Source organism: Streptomyces sp. JLBT605 (assembly GCF_058215555.1).
On record NZ_CM177087.1, the window covers coordinates 1,832,533 to 1,851,676 of the forward strand.

Genomic DNA, 19,144 nt, shown 5'->3' on the forward strand with positions numbered 1-19,144 from the left:
CGGGGACTGAGGGATTCGGGAGGGTGGCGGACGCCCATACATGAAGGGGAGAGCGCTTTCACGCACGCCCGTACCGGCGTGTATCCGGCGTCCACCCCCTGGAGATGTTCTGTGAACACTCGTAGCAGTCGGACCGATCCCTCTCCCCGCAGACGCAACGGGCCGCTCGCGGCGCTGGCGGCGGCCGCCCTGGCGGCCGCCCTGGCGGCCGCCTCGCTGGCCGCGCCGGCGGGCGCGTCCCCGGCCGGGGGTGAGGTGCGGCGCACGCCCGGCTGGGAGCTGGCCTGGCGGGACGACTTCGACGGCGCTGCCCGCAGCCTGCCGTCGGCCGACATCTGGCAGTTCGACACCGGGCACGGCTACCCCGGCGGCCCGGAGAACTGGGGCACCGGCGAGATCCAGAGCTACACCGACTCGCCGCGGAACGTCCGACTCGACGGGCGCGGCCATCTGCGCATCACCCCGCTGCGGGACGCGGCGGGCGACTGGACCTCGGCGCGTATCGAGAGCAGGCGGGCCGACTTCAAGGCGCCCGAGGGCGGGGTGCTGCGCATCGAGGGCCGGATCCGGATGCCGAAGATCAACGGGGAGGCGGCAGCCGGCTACTGGCCCGCCTTCTGGGCGGTCGGCTCGCCGCTTCGCGGGCACTACTGGAACTGGCCGGGGATCGGCGAGTTCGACATCATGGAGAACGTCAACGGGATCAACACCGTGTGGGCGACGCTGCATTGCGGCGTCACGCCCGGCGGCCCGTGCAACGAGAACAACGGCATCGGCGCGCACAGCGCCTGCCCGGGGCCGAGCTGCCAGCGCGCGTTCCACACCTACCGCTTCGAGTGGGACCGCTCGGCTTCCCCGCAGCAGCTGCGCTGGTACGTGGACGGGCAGCTCTTCCATGAGGTCCGCCAGGACCGGGTGGATGCCTCCACCTGGGAGCAGATGACCGGCCACGGCGGTTACTTCGTGCTGCTCAACGTGGCGATGGGCGGCTCCTTCCCGGACGCGCTGGCCGGCGGGGCCACCCCCACCGCCGCCACCGTCCCCGGCAGGCCGATGCTGGTGGACTACGTCGCGGTGTGGACCCGGGCGGGCGACGGCGACGGCCCCGGCCGGGGCTGAGCACAGCCCCGGCCGGGGTGGAGGTGGGACGCGGGGTCCGGCGCACAGATCCGGGCCCGGCGCGCCCCACCGGTCAGACGGCCGCCGTCTTCTTCGGCGCGGCGTCGGCGGCGTCGGCAGCCTCCGCGGCTTCCGCGGTCTCGGCCGGAGCGTCCACGCCGCCGGCTTCCGGAGCACCGCCGCCGTGACCACCGCCGCCGTGGGCGTCGTCCATCAGCGTGGCCTCGTCGAACGGCAGTCGGCCGGCGAGGACCTCGGTCAGCCGCTCCCGGTCCAGCTCCTTGGTCCAGGTGGCGACCAGCACGGTGGCGACGGCGTTGCCCGCGAAGTTGGTCAGAGCGCGGGCCTCGCTCATGAAGCGGTCGATGCCGACGATCAGTCCGACGCCGTCGACGAGTTCGGGACGGTGGGACTGGAGGCCGCCGGCGAGGGTGGCCATGCCCGCGCCGGTGACCCCGGCGGCGCCCTTGGAGGCGACGATCATGAACAGCAGCAGCGAGACCTGCTGGCCGAGGGAGAGCGGGTCGCCCATCGCCTCCGCGATGAACAGCGAGGCCATGGTCAGGTAGATCGCGGTGCCGTCGAGGTTGAAGGAGTAGCCGGTGGGGACGGTGATTCCGGCCACCGGCTTGCTGACGCCCGCGTGCTCCATCTTCGCGATCAGCCGCGGCAGCGCCGACTCCGAGGAGGAGGTGGAGAGGATCAGCAGGAACTCCCGGCCGAGGTACTTCAGCAGCGCGAAGATGTTGACGCCGGTGACCAGCCGCAGGACCGTGCCGAGCACCAGGAAGACGAAGAGCGCGCAGGTGACGTAGAAGCCGATCATGATGACGGCCAGCGACTTCAGCGCGTCCGTGCCGGTCTCGCCGACCACCGCCGCCATGGCACCGAAGGCGCCGACCGGGGCCGCCCACATGATCATCGACAGGATCCGGAAGACCAGCTTCTGGATGTGGCCGATGCCGCGCAGCACCGGCTCGCCGGCCGTTCCCATCGCCTGGAGGGCGAAGCCGGCGAGGAGGGCGACCAGCAGGGTCTGGAGCACCTTCTCCTGAGTGAAGGCGGAGACCAGGGTGGTCGGGATGATGCCGAGGAGGAACTCCTCGGTGGACTCACTGGCACCGTCGGCCTGACCCTGCCCGGCCTTGGCGGCTTCCGCGGTGAGGTCCAGGCCGCTGCCCGGCTCCAGGACGTTGCCGACCAGCAGGCCGATCGCCAGCGCGACGGTGGACATCAGCAGGAAGTAGCCGAGGGCGAGTCCGCCCACCGCCCCGACCTTGGCGGCCTTGCGGACCGATCCGACGCCGAGCACGATCGTGCAGAAGATGATCGGCGAGATCATCATTTTGATCAGTTTGACGAATCCGGCGCCGATCGGCTTCAGCTCGACGGCCGTGTCCGGTGCGGCGAAACCCACCGCGATGCCGAGCAGCACCGCGCCGATCACGGCGAGGTAGAGGTAGTGGGACCGGTCCCGCCCGGTCCCCTCCGACTGGTGCTTCTCCGGTGGCGAGGTCTGCGCAGCCACGGGCGTCTCCTTCAAGTCCTGGCAAGTCCTGACGCGAGTACGTGCGGCTCAACACGTCCCGGACGGTCCCGGAGACTATGCACCCCCACTGTGACGGCGGTCACCCTTCCGTTCATTTCGTTCACGGAACATCCCACCATTTCGTTCACGGACATCCCATGTGCACACTGACGGGCATGCACGTCCCCCGTCCCCGCAGCCTGGCCGGCCAGCTGTTCGCCATCCAGGCCGTGCTGGTGGCCGTCGTCGTGGCGGGCTGTGCGGTGTTCGCGTACGTCACCGACCTGGGCCAGGCGGAGGCCGCCGCCCGCCGCCAGGCGACCGCCACCGCCACCGCCGTGGCCGAGTCCCCCTCGGTCGCCGCTGCCGTGCGGTCGGACGACCCGTCCGCCGCCTTGCAGCCGTACGCGGAGCGGGTGCGGGCGCGCACCGGCGTCACCTTCGTCACGATCATGGACACCCGGGGCATCCGCTGGACCCACCCGGATCCGGCCCTGATCGGGCAGCGCTTCCTTGGCCACACCGGGCCCGCGCTGCGCGGACGGACCTTCTCCGAGACCTACACCGGCACCCTGGGGCCGTCGGTGCGGGTGGTCACCCCGGTACGGGACGGCGGCCGGATCGTGGCGCTGGTCAGCGCCGGCATCACGGTGGACGAGATCAGCGCGCGGCTCCGCAGCCAGCTGCTCGCCCTGCTCGGAGTGGCGCTGGCGGCGCTGGCGCTGGGCGGACTGGGCACGTACATCGCGGGCGCCCGGCTGCGCCGCCACACCCACGGCAGGTCCGCCGCCGAGCTGAGCCGGTTGCACGACTACCACCAGGCCACCTTGCACGCGGTGCGCGAGGGGCTGCTGATGCTCGACGGCGGGCGGCGGATCGCGCTGGTCAACGACGCCGCCCGGGAGCTGCTCGGGCTGCCCGAGGACGCGGTGGGGAGGCTGGTCGCCGAGCTGGGTCTGCCGTCCGCGCTCACCGCCGCCCTGCTGGCCGGGGAGTCGCGGATGGACGAGCTGCATCTGACCGCCGAACGGGTCCTGGTGGTCAACACCTCGCCGGTCAGCAGCGGCGAGCAGCGCGGCACGGTGGTGACCTTGCGCGACCACACCGAGCTCCAGGCGCTCTCCGGGGAACTGGACTCGGTCCGCGGCTTCGCCGAGGCGCTGCGCTCCCAGGCGCACGAGGCCGCCAACCGGCTGCACACCGTGGTGTCGCTGATCGAACTCGGCCGGGCCGGGGAGGCCGTGGAGTTCGCCACCGCCGAGCTGGAGCTCGCCCAGGCGCTCACCGACCAGGTGGTGGCCGCGGTCGCCGAGCCGGTGCTGGCCGCCCTGCTGCTGGGCAAGGCCGCGCAGGCCAGCGAGCGCGGCATCGAGTTCGTCCTGACCCCGGACAGCCGGATCGACGACGGCCTGCTGCCGCCCGCCCTCCCGGCCCGCGACCTGGTGACGATCCTGGGCAATCTCATCGACAACGCGATGGACGCCGCGGCCGAGCACCGCGAGGCGGTGGGCCGGGCCCAGGTCCGGGTGACCGCGCGCGCCACCGGCGGGGAGCTGCTGCTGCGGGTCGCGGACACCGGCGCGGGGGTGGACGCGGCGGTGGCCGAGGAGGTATTCGTACGCGGTTGGACCACGAAGGCCGCGTCCGCGGAGGGCAGCTCTGTCGGGGCGGCGCCCGGCGTCGCGGCGTCCGCCGGAACCGCGTCCGCCGGAGCCGGGTCTGCCGCCAGGACCGGGTCTGCCCAGGCCGCGCCGCCAGGGCCGGGGCGCGGGCTGGGGCTGGCTCTGGTCCGGCAGGCCGCCGGCCGCAACGCCGGCACGGTCGGGGTCACCCGCGCCGGCATCGGCGGCGCCGAGTTCACCGCCCGCATCCCGCTGGCGCCCGCCGCCCCGCACCCCGAGCGGACCGCGCACCCCGAGAGGACCGCCCCATGAGCACACCGCAGGGCACCGGTATCCGGGTGCTCGTCGTGGAGGACGAGCGGGTGGCCGCCGACGCGCACGCGCTCTACGTCTCCCGGGTGCCCGGCTTCACCGTGGCCGGGATCGCGCACACCGCCGCCGAGGCCCGGCGGCATCTGGAGCGTTCGGCGATCGATCTGCTGCTGCTCGACCTCCACCTGCCCGACGGGCACGGGCTGGCGCTGCTGCGCTCGCTGCGCGGCGCGGGCCACGGTGCCGATGTGATCGCGGTGACCTCGGCCCGCGATCTCGCGGTCGTCCGGGAGGGCGTCTCGCTGGGCGTGGTGCAGTACGTGCTCAAGCCGTTCACCTATCCCACGCTCCGGGACCGGCTGCTGCGGTACGCGGAGTTCCGGGCCAGCGCCGGTGAGGCGAGCGGCCAGGACGAGGTGGACCAGGCGCTGGCCGCGCTGCGCACCCCCCGGCCCGCCGCGCTGCCGAAGGGGCTGACGCAGGCCACCCTCCAGGCGGTGACCAACGCGCTGCGCGGCGCGGAGGACGGGATCTCCGCGGCGGCGACGGCGGCCGGCGTCGGCATCTCGCGGATCACCGCCCGGCGTTATCTGGAGCATCTGGTCGATGCCGGCCGGGCGGTGCGCGCCCCGCAGTACGGGCAGGTGGGCCGCCCCGAGCTGGTCTACCGCTGGCTGAGCGGCGGGGATGCGACGCGTGGTCGCGGGGATTGATTTAGCACTCTGCGCGATCGTACGGTCACCGAACAGCCCCCAGAGGCCAGGAGGTCGTGCCCGTGCGCCCCACCGCCCCACTGATCCTCGCCGCGGCCCTCGCCGCCACCGCCTCGCTCACCGCCTGCGGCGGCGGATCCGGCGACCCGGACACCGTCAAGGTCGCCTACAACCGCAGCACCGACAACAAGAACCGGTTCAAGGACGACCGGCTCGCCGAGGTGAAGAAGGAGTTCGAGGAGGCGAACCCCGGCAAGAAGGTCAAGCTGATCCCGATCCAGGCCCCGGACAACGACTACGCGGCCAAGGTGCAGCAGATGATGCGGTCCCCCAGGACCGCGCCGGACCTGGTCTACGAGGACACCTTCCGGATCAACTCCGACATCACGGCCGGCTATCTGCGGCCGCTGGACGAGTACCTGAAGTCCTGGCCGGAGTGGGCCCAGTTCGAGGAGACCGCCAAGGCGGCGGCGAAGGCCGAGGACGGCAAGGTCTACGGCGTCCCGGACGGCACCGACACCCGCGGCCTGTGGTTCAACAAGGAGATCTTCGCCAAGGCGGGGCTGCCCGCCGACTGGCGGCCCCGGAACTGGGAGGAGATCCTCGACGCGGCCCGCACCATCAAGCGGAAGGTCCCCGGCGTCATCCCGCTCAACGTCTACACCGGCAGGGCGCCGGGCGAGGCGGCGGTGATGCAGGGCTTCGAGATGCTGCTCTACGGCACCGGCGAGGACCCGCTGTTCGACCCGGAGGCGGGGAAGTGGGTGGCCGGCGGCAAGGGCTTCCGGGACGCCCTCGGCTTCATCCGGACCGTCTACGCCGAGAAGCTGGGCCCGGACGTGTCCGACGCCCTCGATCCCAACGTCAACACCGCGGTGGCCAACGAGTGGTTGCCTTCAGGGAAGCTCGCCATCGCCCTGGACGGCTCCTGGATGGGCCAGAACTGGCTGAAGACCGGCGGCAGACCCTGGCCGGAGTGGTCGGAGGTGCTCGGCCAGGCCCCCATGCCGACCCGGACCGGCGCCGCCCCCGGCACGGTCTCCATGTCCGGCGGCTGGACGTGGGCGATCACCGCCAAGTCCGGCAAGCCAGACCTTGCCTGGAAGTTCATCGAGGCCCTCCAGACGAAGGAGAACGCGGTCCGCTGGGATGTGGTCAACGCCCAGATCGCGGTCCGCAAGGACGTCGCCGCGGACCCGGACTACCTGAAGTCGATGCCCGGCATCGACTTCTTCACCCGCCTGGTGGACACCACCCACTACCGGCCGGCGCTGCCCGTCTACCCCCAGGTGTCCGCCGCGATCGGCGAGGCGATGGAGGACGTGACCACCGGCGACGCCACCCCCGCCGAGGCCGCGAACTCCTACGACGAGGAGCTCGGCGACCTCACCGACGGCGCCGTGCTCAAACGGGACCGCTGACGGTGGCCGCCGCCCCGGTCAAGGCGGAGGCGGAGGCGTCCGGGCGCCGCCGCTCGCCGCGCCCCGCCCCGCCCCGCCGCCGCCCGCTGCGCTGGCTGCCGCTCGCCCCCGCCACCGTCCTGCTGCTGCTCTTCCTGGGCGGGCCGATCTGCTACTGCGTGTACATCGCCTTCACCGACATGCAGTTGACCGGGTCCTCCTCCACCAGCTTCGTCGGCCTGGACAACTTCCGGCGCGCCTTCGGGGACGAGGACTTCCGCAACGCCGTGGTGCTGACCCTTGTCTTCACCCTGGTCTCCTCGGTCATCGGCCAGAACACCCTGGGCCTGGCGCTGGCCGCGCTGATGCGGCGCGCCTCCCGCCCGGTGCGCACGCTGACCGGCGCGGTCGTCATCGCGGCCTGGGTGGTCCCGGAGATCGTCGCGGGCTTCCTGCTGTACGCCTTCTTCCGCCGCGAGGGCACCCTCAACGCCGTCCTGGACCAGCTCCATCTGCCGTCCCAGAACTGGCTCTACACGCTGCCGATCCTCGCCGTGTCCTTCGCCAACGTCTGGCGCGGCACGGCGTTCTCGATGCTCGTCTACTCCGCCGCGCTCGCCGGGATCCCGCAGGAGATCCACGAGGCGGCCGAGGTGGACGGGGCGAGCGGGCTGCGCCGCCTGTGGTACGTCACGCTGCCGATGATCCGCCGCTCCATCGGCACCAACCTGATGCTCAACACCCTGCAGACGCTCTCGGTCTTCGGCCTGATCTGGGCGATGACCCGCGGCGGGCCGGGCAACCGCAGCCAGACGCTCCCGGTGTTCATGTACGACCAGGCGTTCCTGAAGAGCCTGATCGGCTACGGCACCGCGGTGGCCCTGCTCCTGCTGCTGGTCGGCGCGTTGTTCTCGGTGGTCTACCTCCGTCTGATGCGCGAGGAGGTCTGAGGTGCCCGGCACCCCTTCCCCGATCCGGCGGCCGCGCTCCCGCCGCGCCCGGCAGAAGCTGGCCGCGGACGCTGCGCTGCTGGTGGTCGCCGCGGCGTTCACCGTCCCGCTGCTCTGGCTGCTGCTGGCCTCGGTGGACGGTGCGGCGGGGCTGCGTGTGGCGGCGCCCGACTCCCCCACCCTGGAGAACTTCTCCGCGGTGTGGACGGACGAGATCACCTTCACCCCGATGCTCAACAGCCTGCTGCTGTGTGGCGGAGGGGCGGTGGTGACGGTGGTGTGCGCGGCGCTGGCCGCCTATCCGCTCTCCCGCTTCCGGTCCCGGCTGGTGCGCCCGTACCTGCTGACCATCCTCTTCGCGACCTGTCTGCCGGTGACCGCGGTGATGGTGCCGGTCTATGGGCTGTTCGTACAGACCAACCTGATCGACACCCTGTACGGAACGGCGTTGTTCCTGGCCGCCTCCCAGCTCCCGTTCGCCGTCTGGCTGATGAAGAACTTCATGGACGGGGTGCCGGTGGCTCTGGAGGAGGCGGCGTGGACGGACGGCGCGTCCTGGCTTCAGACGCTGTTCCGGGTCATCCTGCCGCTGATGGGCCCGGGCATCGGGGTCGTCACGATCTACAGCTTCATCATGATGTGGGGCAATTTCTTCGTCCCCTTCATGCTGCTGCTCTCCCCCGACCAGCTCCCGGCCTCGGTCAGCATCTTCACCTTCTTCGGGAACTACGGTTCGATCGTCTACGGGCAGTTGGCCGCCTTCTCCCTGCTCTACTCGACCCCGGTGGTGCTGCTGTACGTGCTCATCGCCCGGCGGCTGGGCGGTGGTTTCGCGCTCGGCGGGGCGGTGAAGGGGTGAGCGCCGGGTGATCGTCCGACGGGAGTGGTAACCGTGGGTCAGGGGGAGATGGCAGCGTTATGACGTTGTCATAGCGAAGTCATGTAAACCTACCGGCCGACCGATACGGTTCGCTTGTGCATCCGTCCAATGGGGAGTCCCGGAACACGTCGTTCGAGCCCAGCGCCGCGCGCCAGCTCCGCGAGGCACTGGGCATGACGCACGCCCATGTCTCGTACGGCATCCACGCCGCCTACGGCCTCCAGGTACCGCCCGCGCTGGTGGCCGCCTGGGAGCTGGGCGAGGCGTTCCCCAGTGAGACGGAGTTGATCGCGCTCGCCGGCGCCCTGTGGTGCTCGCCCGGCGATCTGCTCGGCGCCCCCAGCACGCTGCGCGAACACCGGGTGGCGCAGGGCCTGGCTCCGGTCGACGTGGCGATGCGGATCGGCATGGACCCGCTCGCGTACGAGCGGATGGAGCAGTCCGGCAAGTGGTCCGGGAACGACAACCAGGCCGCGAAGATGGCCGAGGTGCTCAGGCTGCCGCTGCGCTCCTTCTTCCAGGTCACGGGGAAGGACCAGGCGCTGGCCGGGCTGCTCGCCTCGGCCGTCGACACCCGCTGGCAGGCGTACCTCAAGAAGATCGCCAAGTTGGTGCCGTTGCCCCGCCCGCAGTTGGAGGTGGCGCTGAAGTCCCTGCACGCGGACTACCAGACGCGGATGGCCGCCACCCTCAGCCGCGGCACGATCGGGGACAACGCCGCAGCCGAGGCCCGGGACTTCCTGGAGCACATCGTGGATCACTTCTGGACCCGGCTGGAGGGCGGCGGCGCCTGAGCCCGCAGCCCGGAAACCGGTCGCTCACCCTTCATTTGCCTCCGCGGGCTCGGGCCCATCCCCTCCGACCCCGGACACGCTCACCTGCCGCCCCTTCGGCGCCGCTTGCACTCATCAGGTGAATTGTCATTTTTATCCGACAACACCCCGTTGACGGGGTATTGAGTCAGAGGGCCGCCCTCAGGGCTGGGCGCTGGAGGGCGACGTTCCGACGCAGACGGGACCCTGACGCGCGGGGTGAGACGTTCACACGGCGGAAGGGTTTCCTCCATGGGCGAGATCGCCTACAAGGAGAAGTACGACGTCCTGATCATCGGCAGCGGTCCGGTGGGATGCACATTCGCCCGCAAGCTGGTCGAGGCCGGCAAGGACGTGCTGATGATCGACGCCGGCGCCCAGCTCTCCGGGCGCTACGGCGAGCACCTGAAGAACAGCTATCTGTACCAGAAGAACATCGACCTGTTCGTCTCCGTGATCAAAGGCCATCTGCTTCCGGCGTCGGTGGCGACGAACAAGGAGCCGGTCGTCACGCTGGACCCCTCGGCGTTCTCCTACGACCCGACGAAGTACGACGGCTTCTCGATGCGCAACCAGAACCCCGAGCAGCTCAAGCACGACAACCTCGCCGCCACCGCGTCCACCTACGCGGTCGGGGGCATGGCGACGCACTGGACCTGCGCCGTGCCCCGCTTCGACCTGGAGCTGGAGCGCACGTACAACGGCCGCCCGTATCCGATCCAGGACTCCACCATGCGCCGGCTCTACGAGGAGGCCGAGGGGCTGCTGCGGCGCAGCACCGATGTGTTCGCCTCCTCCGCCCGCCACCTGCTGGTGCGCGAAGCCCTGCTGGCGCGCGGCGGCGAGGACTTCCAGGACACCACGGAACTCCCGCTGGCGGTCTCCGACCGGGCTGACTCCGCGCAGACCGGGGCCGTCACCTGGACCGGCACCGACACGGTGCTGGGCGACCTCGCCGACCCGCTCCACAAGCCCCCGGCACCGGGCGGCTTCACGCTGCTCCCCGAGCACCAGTGCACCCGGCTGGAGGTCGCCGGCGCGGACCGCAAGCGGCGGGTGGAGTACGCGGTCGTCCGCAACCTGCGCGACGTCCGCAAGGAGATCCGGCTGCGGGCCGACACCTACATCCTCGCGGGCAACGCGGTGCTCACCCCGCAGCTGCTCTACGCCTCCGGCATCCGGCCGGCCGCGCTCGGCTGCTACCTCACCGAACAGCCGATGGCGTTCTGCCAGATCGTGCTGGACCAAGGGCTCATCGACGACATCGAGAAGTACCTGGAGAAGCATCCGGAGGCGCGCCGGCGGGTCCACGACTACCGGATGGCGCAGGAGAAGAAGGTGGCAAGCGGGGACACCTCGGCGGATCCGGTGCCCTTCCCACCGGCCGAGCGCGACCCCAACCTCTGGATCAGGGCGACGAAGAACCGGCCCTGGCACTGCCAGATCCACCGCGACGCCTTCACCTACGGGGCGGTGCCGCCCAACATCGACCCGCGGCTCATCGTGGACCTGCGGTGGTTCGGCATCACCCGGCCCCGGGCGGAGAACCGGGTGGAGTTCTCCGACACCTACCGGGACACCTTCGACATGCCGCAGCCGACGTTCCACTTCAAGCTCAACAAGGCGGAGCGCCAGGACACCGACCGGATGAACGAGCACATGCTGCGCACCGCGGGCGCGCTGGGCGGGTTCCTGCCCGGCTCCGAACCCGTCTTCCTCACCCCGGGCCTGCCGCTGCACATCGCGGGCACCACGCGGATGGGGACCAACCCCGGCGACAGCGTCGTCAACGAGCACTCCCGGGTCTGGGGCGTGCGGAACCTGGTGCTCGGCGGCAACGGCCTGCACCCCTACGGCAACGCCGCCAACCCCACTCTGACCAGCATGGCGATGGCCCTGCACGCGGCCGAGTCCATCCTCAAGAACCACACCGAAGCGTGAGGGAGTGCCCCGCATGACATCCGCAACGCCTGCCGCCGACCAGGGGATCCGTCTCGGCATCACTCCGACCTGCTGGACCAATGACGACTTCCCGCTGATCGGCGATCACATCACCTTCGAGCAGTGTCTGAGCGAGATCGCGCTCGCCGGCTTCGAGGGATGCAGCATCGGGCACAAGTTCCCGACGAACGTGCACGAGCTGGCGTGCGCTCTGGAACTGCGCGACCTCAGCGTCACCGAGCCCTGGGTGAGCACGTTCTTCACGGTGCCCGACGGGGAGGACCGGACGTACCGGGAATTCCGGCAGCGGCTGGAATTCCTCACCGAGCTCAACGAGTCCACCGACGCCGATCAACTCCGGGTCAAGTGCACCACCATCGGGGTGGCCGAGTTCGGCAACTCCATCCACCTGCAGACGCTGAGCCTGCGGAACAACAAACCCGTCTTCACCAAGGAGCAGTGGGACGCGCTGGCGGAGGGGCTGGACAACCTCGGACAGCTCGCCGCGGAGAAGGGTTTCGACCTCGCCTACCACCCGCATATGGGCACCGGCGTCCAAACCCAGGCCGACCTCACCACGCTGATGGAGCGGACCAGGAAGGAATACGTCCACCTGCTGCTCGACGTCGGCCATCTCACCTGGGCCGGCGGACATCCGATCGAGGTGATCAACGGTGACCACGGCGACCGCATCAAGCACGTCCATCTGAAGAACGTCCGGAAGAAGGTGCTCAACGATTCCTCGAAGGCCACGGCCTCTTTCCAGGAATACATCCAGGCGGGCATCTTCACCGTCCCCGGGGACCCGGCGGGCGTGATCTCCTTCGGCCCGATCATCGACGCGCTCAGGGCGCGGAACTACCGCGGCTGGCTGGTCGTCGAGGCCGAGCAGCAGTTCCAGCGGACCGGCCTCCAGCCGCTGTACTACGCCAAGCTGGCCCGCCGGCACCTGAAGGAGCTGGGTCTGGTCACGAGCGCGGGCAAGGAGTAGGGCAGATGGTCACGTACACCGAACCGAAGCTCAAGGTGCCGAATTTCGAGCAGGAGCTGGTCGCCGACCAGTTGAACGACGGGTACTGGCTGGAGTCCCCCGATATCGACCAGGACGGCAAGCCGGACCTCTTCGGCCACGGAATCGGCATCGGCGAGATCTACTGGTACCACAATCCGGACTGGACCCGGCGGCTCCTGGCCGACAAATTCCATATGCCGATCGGCGCCCACTACGCCGACATCACCGGCAACGGCTATCCGGACGCCGTCGTCTGCTACGAGTTGTACGGCCCCGGCGGCAGGATCGACGACCCGGACCCCAAGGGCGGGAAGATCGACTGGATGGAGAACCCGGGCGATCAGGTGCACAGGGACGGCCGGTGGAAGCGGCATTACATCGGCCGGACCACCGCCATGCACCGCCTGCGCGTCGGCCACTTCACCCGCACCGACCGGCTGGAGGTGATGGGCGTGCCGTGCGTCGGCGCGACCGATGTGCACGGGCTCATCCCCGTCACGCTGTTCACCCAGCCGGACAATGTGCAGGACGCCGACGAGTGGCCGCGCACGGTCGTCGACGACCTCCATTTCCGCATGATCCACGGAGCCGAGAAGAAGGAGAACCTCATTCCCGGCTCAGATCTCGACTCGATGCTGCTCGCCTCCGAGGAGGGCATCACCTGGCTCTACTTCGACGAGAAGAAGCGGAAATGGAACCGGATCCTCATCGGCACCGGCGAACTCAGTCAGTACGAGGAGACCACGTACAAGGGCAGCGGCGATGTGAACGTCGGCCGGATCGGCGACGACCCGTTCGCCTATGTGGCGGCGACCGAGCCCTTCCACGGCAACACCGTCGCGGTCTACCTCAAGGACAAGGACGGCCCGCAGTCTCCGGCACAGGCGCGGTGGCGCCGGGTGGTGCTGGACGTCTACGGCGACCCCAACGAGCTCGGTGAGGGGCCAGGGCACCAGGTCGTCTGCGCGGACTTCGACGGCGACGGCGACGACGAGTTCCTGGTGGCGCTGCGCGGCCCCTGGCCGTGGCAGGGCGTCATGTACTACAAGGCGCTGGACCTGGAGAACGGGATCTTCACCAAGTGGCGGGTGTCGTCCGAGTCGACCGCCCGCATCGCGGTGGCGGACTTCGACGGCACCGGCAGCCTGGACTTCGCGACCATCGCCTACAAGGTGGAGAAGTACTACGTCGCCAAGGAAGCCAAGCTGCTGGTCTTCCACAACCGGATGCTGGGCGGCAACCACTCCTCCGAGAGCCCCTCGACCATTCCGGAGTGAAGCGCCGGGGCCGCACCCGGGCGTCACCGGCGGTGACGCCGACGTCCGACAGGTGCCCCGCCCGACGCCGGCGCCGTGCCCCCGTCCCCGAGCCGGGACCGGACGGGGGCACCCGCGCGAACGGTGGCTACCCCCGGGTGCTACCGCCGGGTTTTGACCATGGCCAGCCCCGTGGGCGGCCCCGGATCCGTAGGTTCGCATGACGTGCCGGCTTGGCTGTTCGGGCCCTATGCCCGCCGCGGCGGTGCTGCCTACGGTGTGCGCGTGCACCAGCCGTCCCCGCCCTTCGACGCCCCCGCCGCCCGCCGCATGCGGGAGGCCCTGGGCATGACGCACGCCCATGTCGCGCACGGCATCCACGCCGCCTACGGCCTCCAGGTACCGCCCGCGCTGGTGGCCGCCTGGGAGCGGAACGAGGCGGCCCCGACGACCGCCGAGCTGGCGGCGCTGGCCGGCGCGCTGTGGTGCGCGCCGGGCGATCTGCTGTCGGCGCCCGCCAATCTGCGCGAGCACCGGATGGCGCGCGGACTGGCCGCCGCGGACCTGGCCCGCCGCATCGGCATGGACTTGCGCGACTACCAGGAGTCCGAGCGCACCGGGCGCTGGCGGGGCAGCGAGCGGCACGATGTACTGCTCGCCGAGGTGCTGGGGTTGTCCCTGCCGGAGCGGTTCCGGCTGACCGGCCGGGACGCCAGGCTGGCCGAGATGCTGCGGGGCTCGATGACCACCCGCTGGCAGGCGTACGCCCGGCCGATCGCCAAGGTGGTGCCGCTGCCGCGCAAGCGGATCGACGCGGTGCTGGAGCGGCTGCACGGCGAGTACCAGTCGCGGATGGTCGCCTCCCTCAACTGGGGCGAGGGCGACAGCGCGGCGGAGGCCGGGGCGGCGGGCAAGCGGTTTCTGACGGAGGTCGTGGACCGCTTCTGGGAGCTGGTGCTGCCTTGAGAGACCAGCCCCTCCTGGGGGCACCTCCCAGCGGTAGCTGGGGGAGATTGAGGAGCGGGGTCCGGGGCAGAGCCCCGACTAAAAGACAGACTCCGCTTCGTTCATACGGTCAGCCGGCACCCTCTTCAGCTCCGTCACCGCGTCCGCGATCGGCGCCATGACGATGTCGTTGCCGCGCAGCGCGGTCATCATGCCGAAATCACCGCGGTGCGCGGCCTCCACCGCATGCCAGCCGAAGCGGGTGGCCAGCACCCGGTCGTACGCCGTGGGTACACCGCCGCGCTGGACGTGGCCGAGGATGACCGGGCGGGCCTCCTTGCCCAGGCGCCGCTCCAGCTCGACCGCGAGCCGGTTGCCGATGCCGGCGAACCGCTCGTGGCCGTACTGGTCGATCTCGCCCTTCTGGTACTCCATGGAGCCCTCGGCCGGGTGCGCGCCCTCGGCGACGCAGATGACGGCGAACTTCTTGCCGCGCGCGAACCGCTCCTCGACCATCTCCACCAGGTCGTCGACCTCGAAGGGCCGCTCCGGCAGGCAGATGCCGTGCGCGCCGGCCGCCATGCCGGACTCCAGCGCGATCCAGCCCGCGTGCCGCCCCATGACCTCCACGACCATCACCCGCTGGTGCGACTCGGCGGTGGTCTTGAGCCGGTCCATCGCCTCGGTGGCCACGCCGACGGCGGTGTCGAAGCCGAAGGTGCGGTCGGTGGCGGAGATGTCGTTGTCGATCGTCTTGGGCACGCCGACGACCGGCAGTCCGGAGTCGGAGAGCATCCGGGCGGCGGTCAGGGTGCCCTCGCCGCCGATCGGGATGAGGACGTCGATGCCGTAGTCGCGGGCCAGTTCCTTGGAGGTCTCGCACGCCTCGCGGAGCCGGGCGCGCTCCAGCCGGGAGGAGCCGAGGATGGTGCCGCCGCGGGCCAGGATGCCGCTGACCGCGTCCAGGTCGAGCTTGCGGTGGCGCCCCTCCAGGAGGCCCTTGAAGCCGTCCTCGAAGCCGATGACCTCGTCGCCGTGCCCGGCCACGGCCCGGTGCACGACGGACCGGATCACAGCGTTGAGGCCGGGGCAGTCGCCGCCTGCGGTGAGAACTCCGATGCGCATCGTGCTGTGTCTCCTGCTCCCTACTGGTACATGTGAGCCAGTCCGATTGTTTCACGGGTGGAGCCATGCCGCGTCACGCGGCGTCACCCCCATACCGGCGAGCGCTTTATCCGCGGGCGCAGGTATTGTCAAGAGGTCAGGGGTATTTCTTCTGGGGGTTTCCGGCCTTTTTGTGGCCGGAGGTAGTCAGTCAGACCGTCAAGGGATCGGAGAGCACGCGTGACGCGCAGCGTGTACGTGACCGGGATCGACCGTGGCGACGGCCGCCAGGTCGTCGAGCTGGGAGTCATGGAGCTCCTGACCCGCCATGTCGACCGGGTCGGGGTCTTCCGGCCCCTGGTGCACGACAACCCCGACCGGCTCTTCGATCTGCTGCGGTCCCGCTACCGGCTCAGCCAGCCCCCCGGCACGGCGTACGGCATCACCTACGACGAGGCGGCCGCCCTCCAGGCCGAGCGGGGCACCGACGAGCTCGTCTCCGAGCTCGTCGGCCGTTTCCACGCGGTGGCCCGGGACTACGAGTACGTGCTGGTGCTGGGCAGCGACTACGCCGGCAGCAGCCTCCCGGACGAGCTGGGGCTCAACGCCCGGCTGGCCAACGAGTTCGGCGCCTCGGTGATCACCGTGGTGGGCGGCCAGGCGCAGGCCGCGGACTCGGTGCGGGCCGAGGCGCGCAACGCCTACCGCGCCTACCGGGCGCAGGGCTGCGACGTGGTCGCCCTGGTGGTCAACCGGGTCGCGCCGCAGGACCGGGCCTCCATAGCCGAGCGGCTCGCCGCCCGCCTCCCCGTCCCCTGCTACGCGCTCCCCGAGGACCCCTCGCTCTCCGCGCCCACCGTCGGCCAGGTGGTGCGCACCCTCGGCGCCGAGGTGCTGCTCGGCGACGACGCCGGGCTCTCCCGGGACGTGCGCGACTTCGTCTTCGGCGGCGCGATGCTGCCGACCTTCCTGCCCGCGCTGACCGACGGCTGCCTGGTGGTCACCCCCGGCGACCGCGCGGATCTGATCGTCGGCGCGCTGGCCGCGCACAGCGCCGGATCCCCGCCGATCGCCGGGGTCCTGCTCACCCTGGACGAGCGGCCCGGCGAGGACATCCTCGCCCTCGCCGCCCGGCTCGCCCCGGGCACCCCGGTGATCTCGGTGCCCGGCAAGAGCTTCCCCACCGCCGAGCAGCTGTTCTCCCTGGAGGGCAAGCTCAGCGCCGGCACCCCGCGGAAGGCGGAGACCGCGCTCGGCCTCTTCGAGCGCCATGTGGACACCGCCGAGCTGACCAACCGCATCTCGGTGGCCCGCTCCGGCCGGGTCACGCCGATGATGTTCGAGCACGAGCTGATCGAGCGGTCCCGCTCGGACCGCCGCCGGGTGGTGCTCCCGGAGGGCACCGAGGAGCGGGTGCTGCGCGCCGCCGATGTGCTGCTGCGCCGCGATGTGTGCGACCTGACCCTGCTGGGCGGCGAGGAGGCGGTCCGCAAGCGCGCCGCCGAACTCGGCATCGAGCTCGCGGACGCGGCGATCGTCGACCCGCAGACCTCCCCGCTGCGGGAGCGTTTCGCCGAGCGGTACGCCCAGGTCCGCGCCCACAAGGGCGTCTCGTACGAGCTGGCCTACGACATCGTCGCCGATGTCTCCTACTTCGGCACCCTGATGGTCCAGGAGGGACTGGCCGACGGCATGGTCTCCGGCGCGGTGCACTCCACCGCCGCCACCATCCGGCCCGCCTTCGAGATCATCAAGACCGCGCCGGACGCCCAGATCGTCTCCTCGGTCTTCTTCATGTGCCTGGCGGACCGGGTGCTGGTCTACGGCGACTGCGCGGTCAACCCGGACCCGAACGCCGAGCAGCTGGCGGACATCGCCATCCAGTCCTCGGACACCGCCGCCCAGTTCGGGGTGGAGCCGCGGATCGCGATGCTGTCGTACTCCACCGGCACCTCCGGCTCCGGCGCTGACGTCGACAAGGTGCGCAAGGCCACCGAGATCGTCCGCGAGCGCCGCCCGGACCTGCTGGTCGAGGGCCCGATCCAGTACGACGCGGCGGTGGACCCGGCCGTGGCGGCCACCAAGCTGCCCGGCTCGGAGGTGGCGGGCCGGGCGACCGTGCTGGTCTTCCCGGACCTGAACACCGGGAACAACACCTACAAGGCGGTGCAGCGCTCGGCCGGCGCGGTCGCCGTCGGTCCGGTGCTCCAGGGCCTGCGCAAGCCGGTCAACGACCTGTCGCGCGGTGCGCTGGTCCAGGACATCGTCAACACCGTCGCGATCACCGCCATCCAGGCCCAGACCCAGACCGTTCCCACACAGAAGGCACCCTCCGCGTGAAGCCCACCCGAGTCCTCGTACTCAACTCCGGCTCCTCCTCGCTCAAGTACCAGCTGCTGGACATGGCGACCGCGGGTACGGCCGGCGGCTCCGCCGAAGGCCGGCTCGCCTCCGGCATCGTGGAGCGGATCGGTGAAGGACCGGTCGCGGACCACGAGGCCGCGCTGAAGCAGGTCGGGGCCGAGCTGGCCGCGCAGGGCGTGGGGCTCGACTCGCCCGAGCTGGCGGCGGTCGGCCACCGGGTGGTGCACGGCGGCACCCGGTTCACCGAGCCGGCGCTGATCACCGACGAGGTGGTCGCGGAGATCGAGAAGCTGGTCCCGCTGGCGCCGCTGCACAACCCGGCGAACGTCTCCGGCATCAAGGTGGCCCGGGGCCTGCGCCCGGACCTGCCGCAGGTCGCGGTCTTCGACACCGCCTTCCACTCGACGATGCCGGAGGCCGCCGCCCGGTACGCCATCGACATCGACACCGCCGACCGCTTCGGGGTGCGGCGCTACGGCTTCCACGGCACCTCGCACGCGTACGTCTCCCGGGCCACCGCCGATCTGCTGGGCAAGGACCCGTCCGAGATCAACACCATCGTGCTGCACCTGGGCAACGGGGCCAGCGCCTCCGCCGTCCGCCAGGGCTCCTGCGTCGACACCTCCATGGGTCTGACCCCGCTGGAGGGCCTGGTGATGGGTACCCGCTCCGGCGACCTGGACCCGGCGGCGATCTTCCACCTGGCCCGGGTGGGCCGGATGTCCACCGACGAGATCGACACCCTGCTGAACAAGCGCAGCGGGCTGGTCGGCCTGTGCGGGGACAACGACATGCGGGAGATCGGCCGCCGGATAGGCGAGGGCGACCCGGCAGCCCGGCTCGCCTTCGACATCTACATCCACCGGCTGCGGAAGTATGTGGGCGCGTACACCGCGGTCCTCGGCCGGGTGGACGCCATCGCCTTCACCGCCGGGGTCGGCGAGAACTCGGCGGCGGTCCGCGAGGCCGCGCTGCACGGCCTGGAGGGGCTGGGCATCGAGGTGGACGCGGTACGCAACGCGGTACGCGCCTCCTCGGCGCGGCTGATCTCCGCGCCGGAGAGCCGGGTCGCGGTGGCGGTGGTGCCGACCGACGAGGAACTGGAGATCGCCACCCAGACGTACGCCCTGGTCAGCGACTGATCATTGGTTGTTCGCACAGCTCAAATATTCCGCCCCGAAACAAA

15 protein-coding genes are annotated in these 19,144 nt (G+C 70.9%); 13 read left to right on the forward strand and 2 right to left on the reverse strand.

The window, feature by feature from the left end; genetic code table 11:
• Window positions 1-111 precede the first annotated feature (111 nt).
• Window positions 112-1,119 (forward strand): glycoside hydrolase family 16 protein, encoded by a 1,008-nt coding sequence (locus AC4BDD_RS08205; protein WP_490690309.1) that lies wholly within the window; start codon window positions 112-114, stop codon window positions 1,117-1,119.
• Between the two features lie 73 nt (window positions 1,120-1,192).
• On the opposite strand, the gene AC4BDD_RS08210 is transcribed toward AC4BDD_RS08205, so the two are convergent.
• Window positions 1,193-2,647: a cation:dicarboxylate symporter family transporter gene (locus tag AC4BDD_RS08210; protein ID WP_490690310.1), complete on the reverse strand. Its 1,455-nt coding sequence runs from the start codon at window positions 2,645-2,647 to the stop codon at window positions 1,193-1,195.
• Window positions 2,648-2,823: 176 nt separating this feature from the next.
• Between AC4BDD_RS08210 and AC4BDD_RS08215 the strand changes: the two genes are divergently transcribed.
• The 10 genes from AC4BDD_RS08215 (at window position 2,824) to AC4BDD_RS08260 (ending at window position 14,511) form a co-directional block, all read left to right on the forward strand.
• Complete coding sequence (locus tag AC4BDD_RS08215; RefSeq protein WP_490690311.1) at window positions 2,824-4,581, forward strand: sensor histidine kinase; 1,758 nt, start codon at window positions 2,824-2,826, stop codon at window positions 4,579-4,581.
• Complete coding sequence (locus tag AC4BDD_RS08220) at window positions 4,578-5,294, forward strand: response regulator (protein WP_490690312.1); 717 nt, start codon at window positions 4,578-4,580, stop codon at window positions 5,292-5,294. The genes AC4BDD_RS08215 and AC4BDD_RS08220 overlap by 4 nt, the downstream gene beginning before the upstream one ends.
• Window positions 5,295-5,356: 62 nt before the next feature.
• Entirely contained in the window at window positions 5,357-6,715 is a 1,359-nt protein-coding gene (locus AC4BDD_RS08225) for an ABC transporter substrate-binding protein (protein ID WP_490690313.1), read from the forward strand.
• 2 nt (window positions 6,716-6,717) lie between these two features.
• Complete coding sequence (locus AC4BDD_RS08230) at window positions 6,718-7,644, forward strand: carbohydrate ABC transporter permease (RefSeq protein WP_490690314.1); 927 nt, start codon at window positions 6,718-6,720, stop codon at window positions 7,642-7,644.
• Window position 7,645: 1 nt separating this feature from the next.
• Window positions 7,646-8,503 (forward strand): carbohydrate ABC transporter permease, encoded by an 858-nt coding sequence (locus AC4BDD_RS08235; protein ID WP_490690315.1) that lies wholly within the window; start codon window positions 7,646-7,648, stop codon window positions 8,501-8,503.
• 116 nt (window positions 8,504-8,619) lie between these two features.
• Complete coding sequence (locus tag AC4BDD_RS08240) at window positions 8,620-9,318, forward strand: helix-turn-helix domain-containing protein (protein ID WP_490690316.1); 699 nt, start codon at window positions 8,620-8,622, stop codon at window positions 9,316-9,318.
• Between the two features lie 270 nt (window positions 9,319-9,588).
• Window positions 9,589-11,277, forward strand: a complete 1,689-nt coding sequence (locus tag AC4BDD_RS08245; protein ID WP_490690317.1) for a GMC oxidoreductase — start codon at window positions 9,589-9,591, stop codon at window positions 11,275-11,277.
• A gap of 13 nt (window positions 11,278-11,290) precedes the next feature.
• Window positions 11,291-12,268, forward strand: coding sequence for a myo-inosose-2 dehydratase (iolE, locus tag AC4BDD_RS08250; RefSeq protein WP_490690318.1), 978 nt, complete (start codon window positions 11,291-11,293; stop codon window positions 12,266-12,268).
• 5 nt (window positions 12,269-12,273) lie between these two features.
• On the forward strand, window positions 12,274-13,566 hold the full coding sequence (locus AC4BDD_RS08255) for an FG-GAP repeat domain-containing protein (protein WP_490690319.1): 1,293 nt from the start codon (window positions 12,274-12,276) through the stop codon (window positions 13,564-13,566).
• Window positions 13,567-13,830: 264 nt separating this feature from the next.
• Complete coding sequence (locus AC4BDD_RS08260) at window positions 13,831-14,511, forward strand: helix-turn-helix domain-containing protein (protein ID WP_490690320.1); 681 nt, start codon at window positions 13,831-13,833, stop codon at window positions 14,509-14,511.
• 78 nt (window positions 14,512-14,589) lie between these two features.
• Here the strand turns inward: AC4BDD_RS08260 and AC4BDD_RS08265 are convergent, their stop codons facing one another.
• Entirely contained in the window at window positions 14,590-15,615 is a 1,026-nt protein-coding gene (locus tag AC4BDD_RS08265) for a 6-phosphofructokinase (protein ID WP_490690321.1), read from the reverse strand.
• Window positions 15,616-15,834: 219 nt separating this feature from the next.
• On the opposite strand from AC4BDD_RS08265, the gene pta reads away from it, so the two are divergent.
• Window positions 15,835-17,934, forward strand: coding sequence for a phosphate acetyltransferase (pta, locus tag AC4BDD_RS08270; RefSeq protein ID WP_490690322.1), 2,100 nt, complete (start codon window positions 15,835-15,837; stop codon window positions 17,932-17,934).
• A complete protein-coding gene (locus AC4BDD_RS08275; protein ID WP_490690323.1) occupies window positions 17,931-19,100 on the forward strand; it encodes an acetate kinase in 1,170 nt (389 codons plus the stop codon). Before pta ends, AC4BDD_RS08275 begins: the two co-directional genes overlap by 4 nt.
• Window positions 19,101-19,144 lie beyond the last annotated feature (44 nt).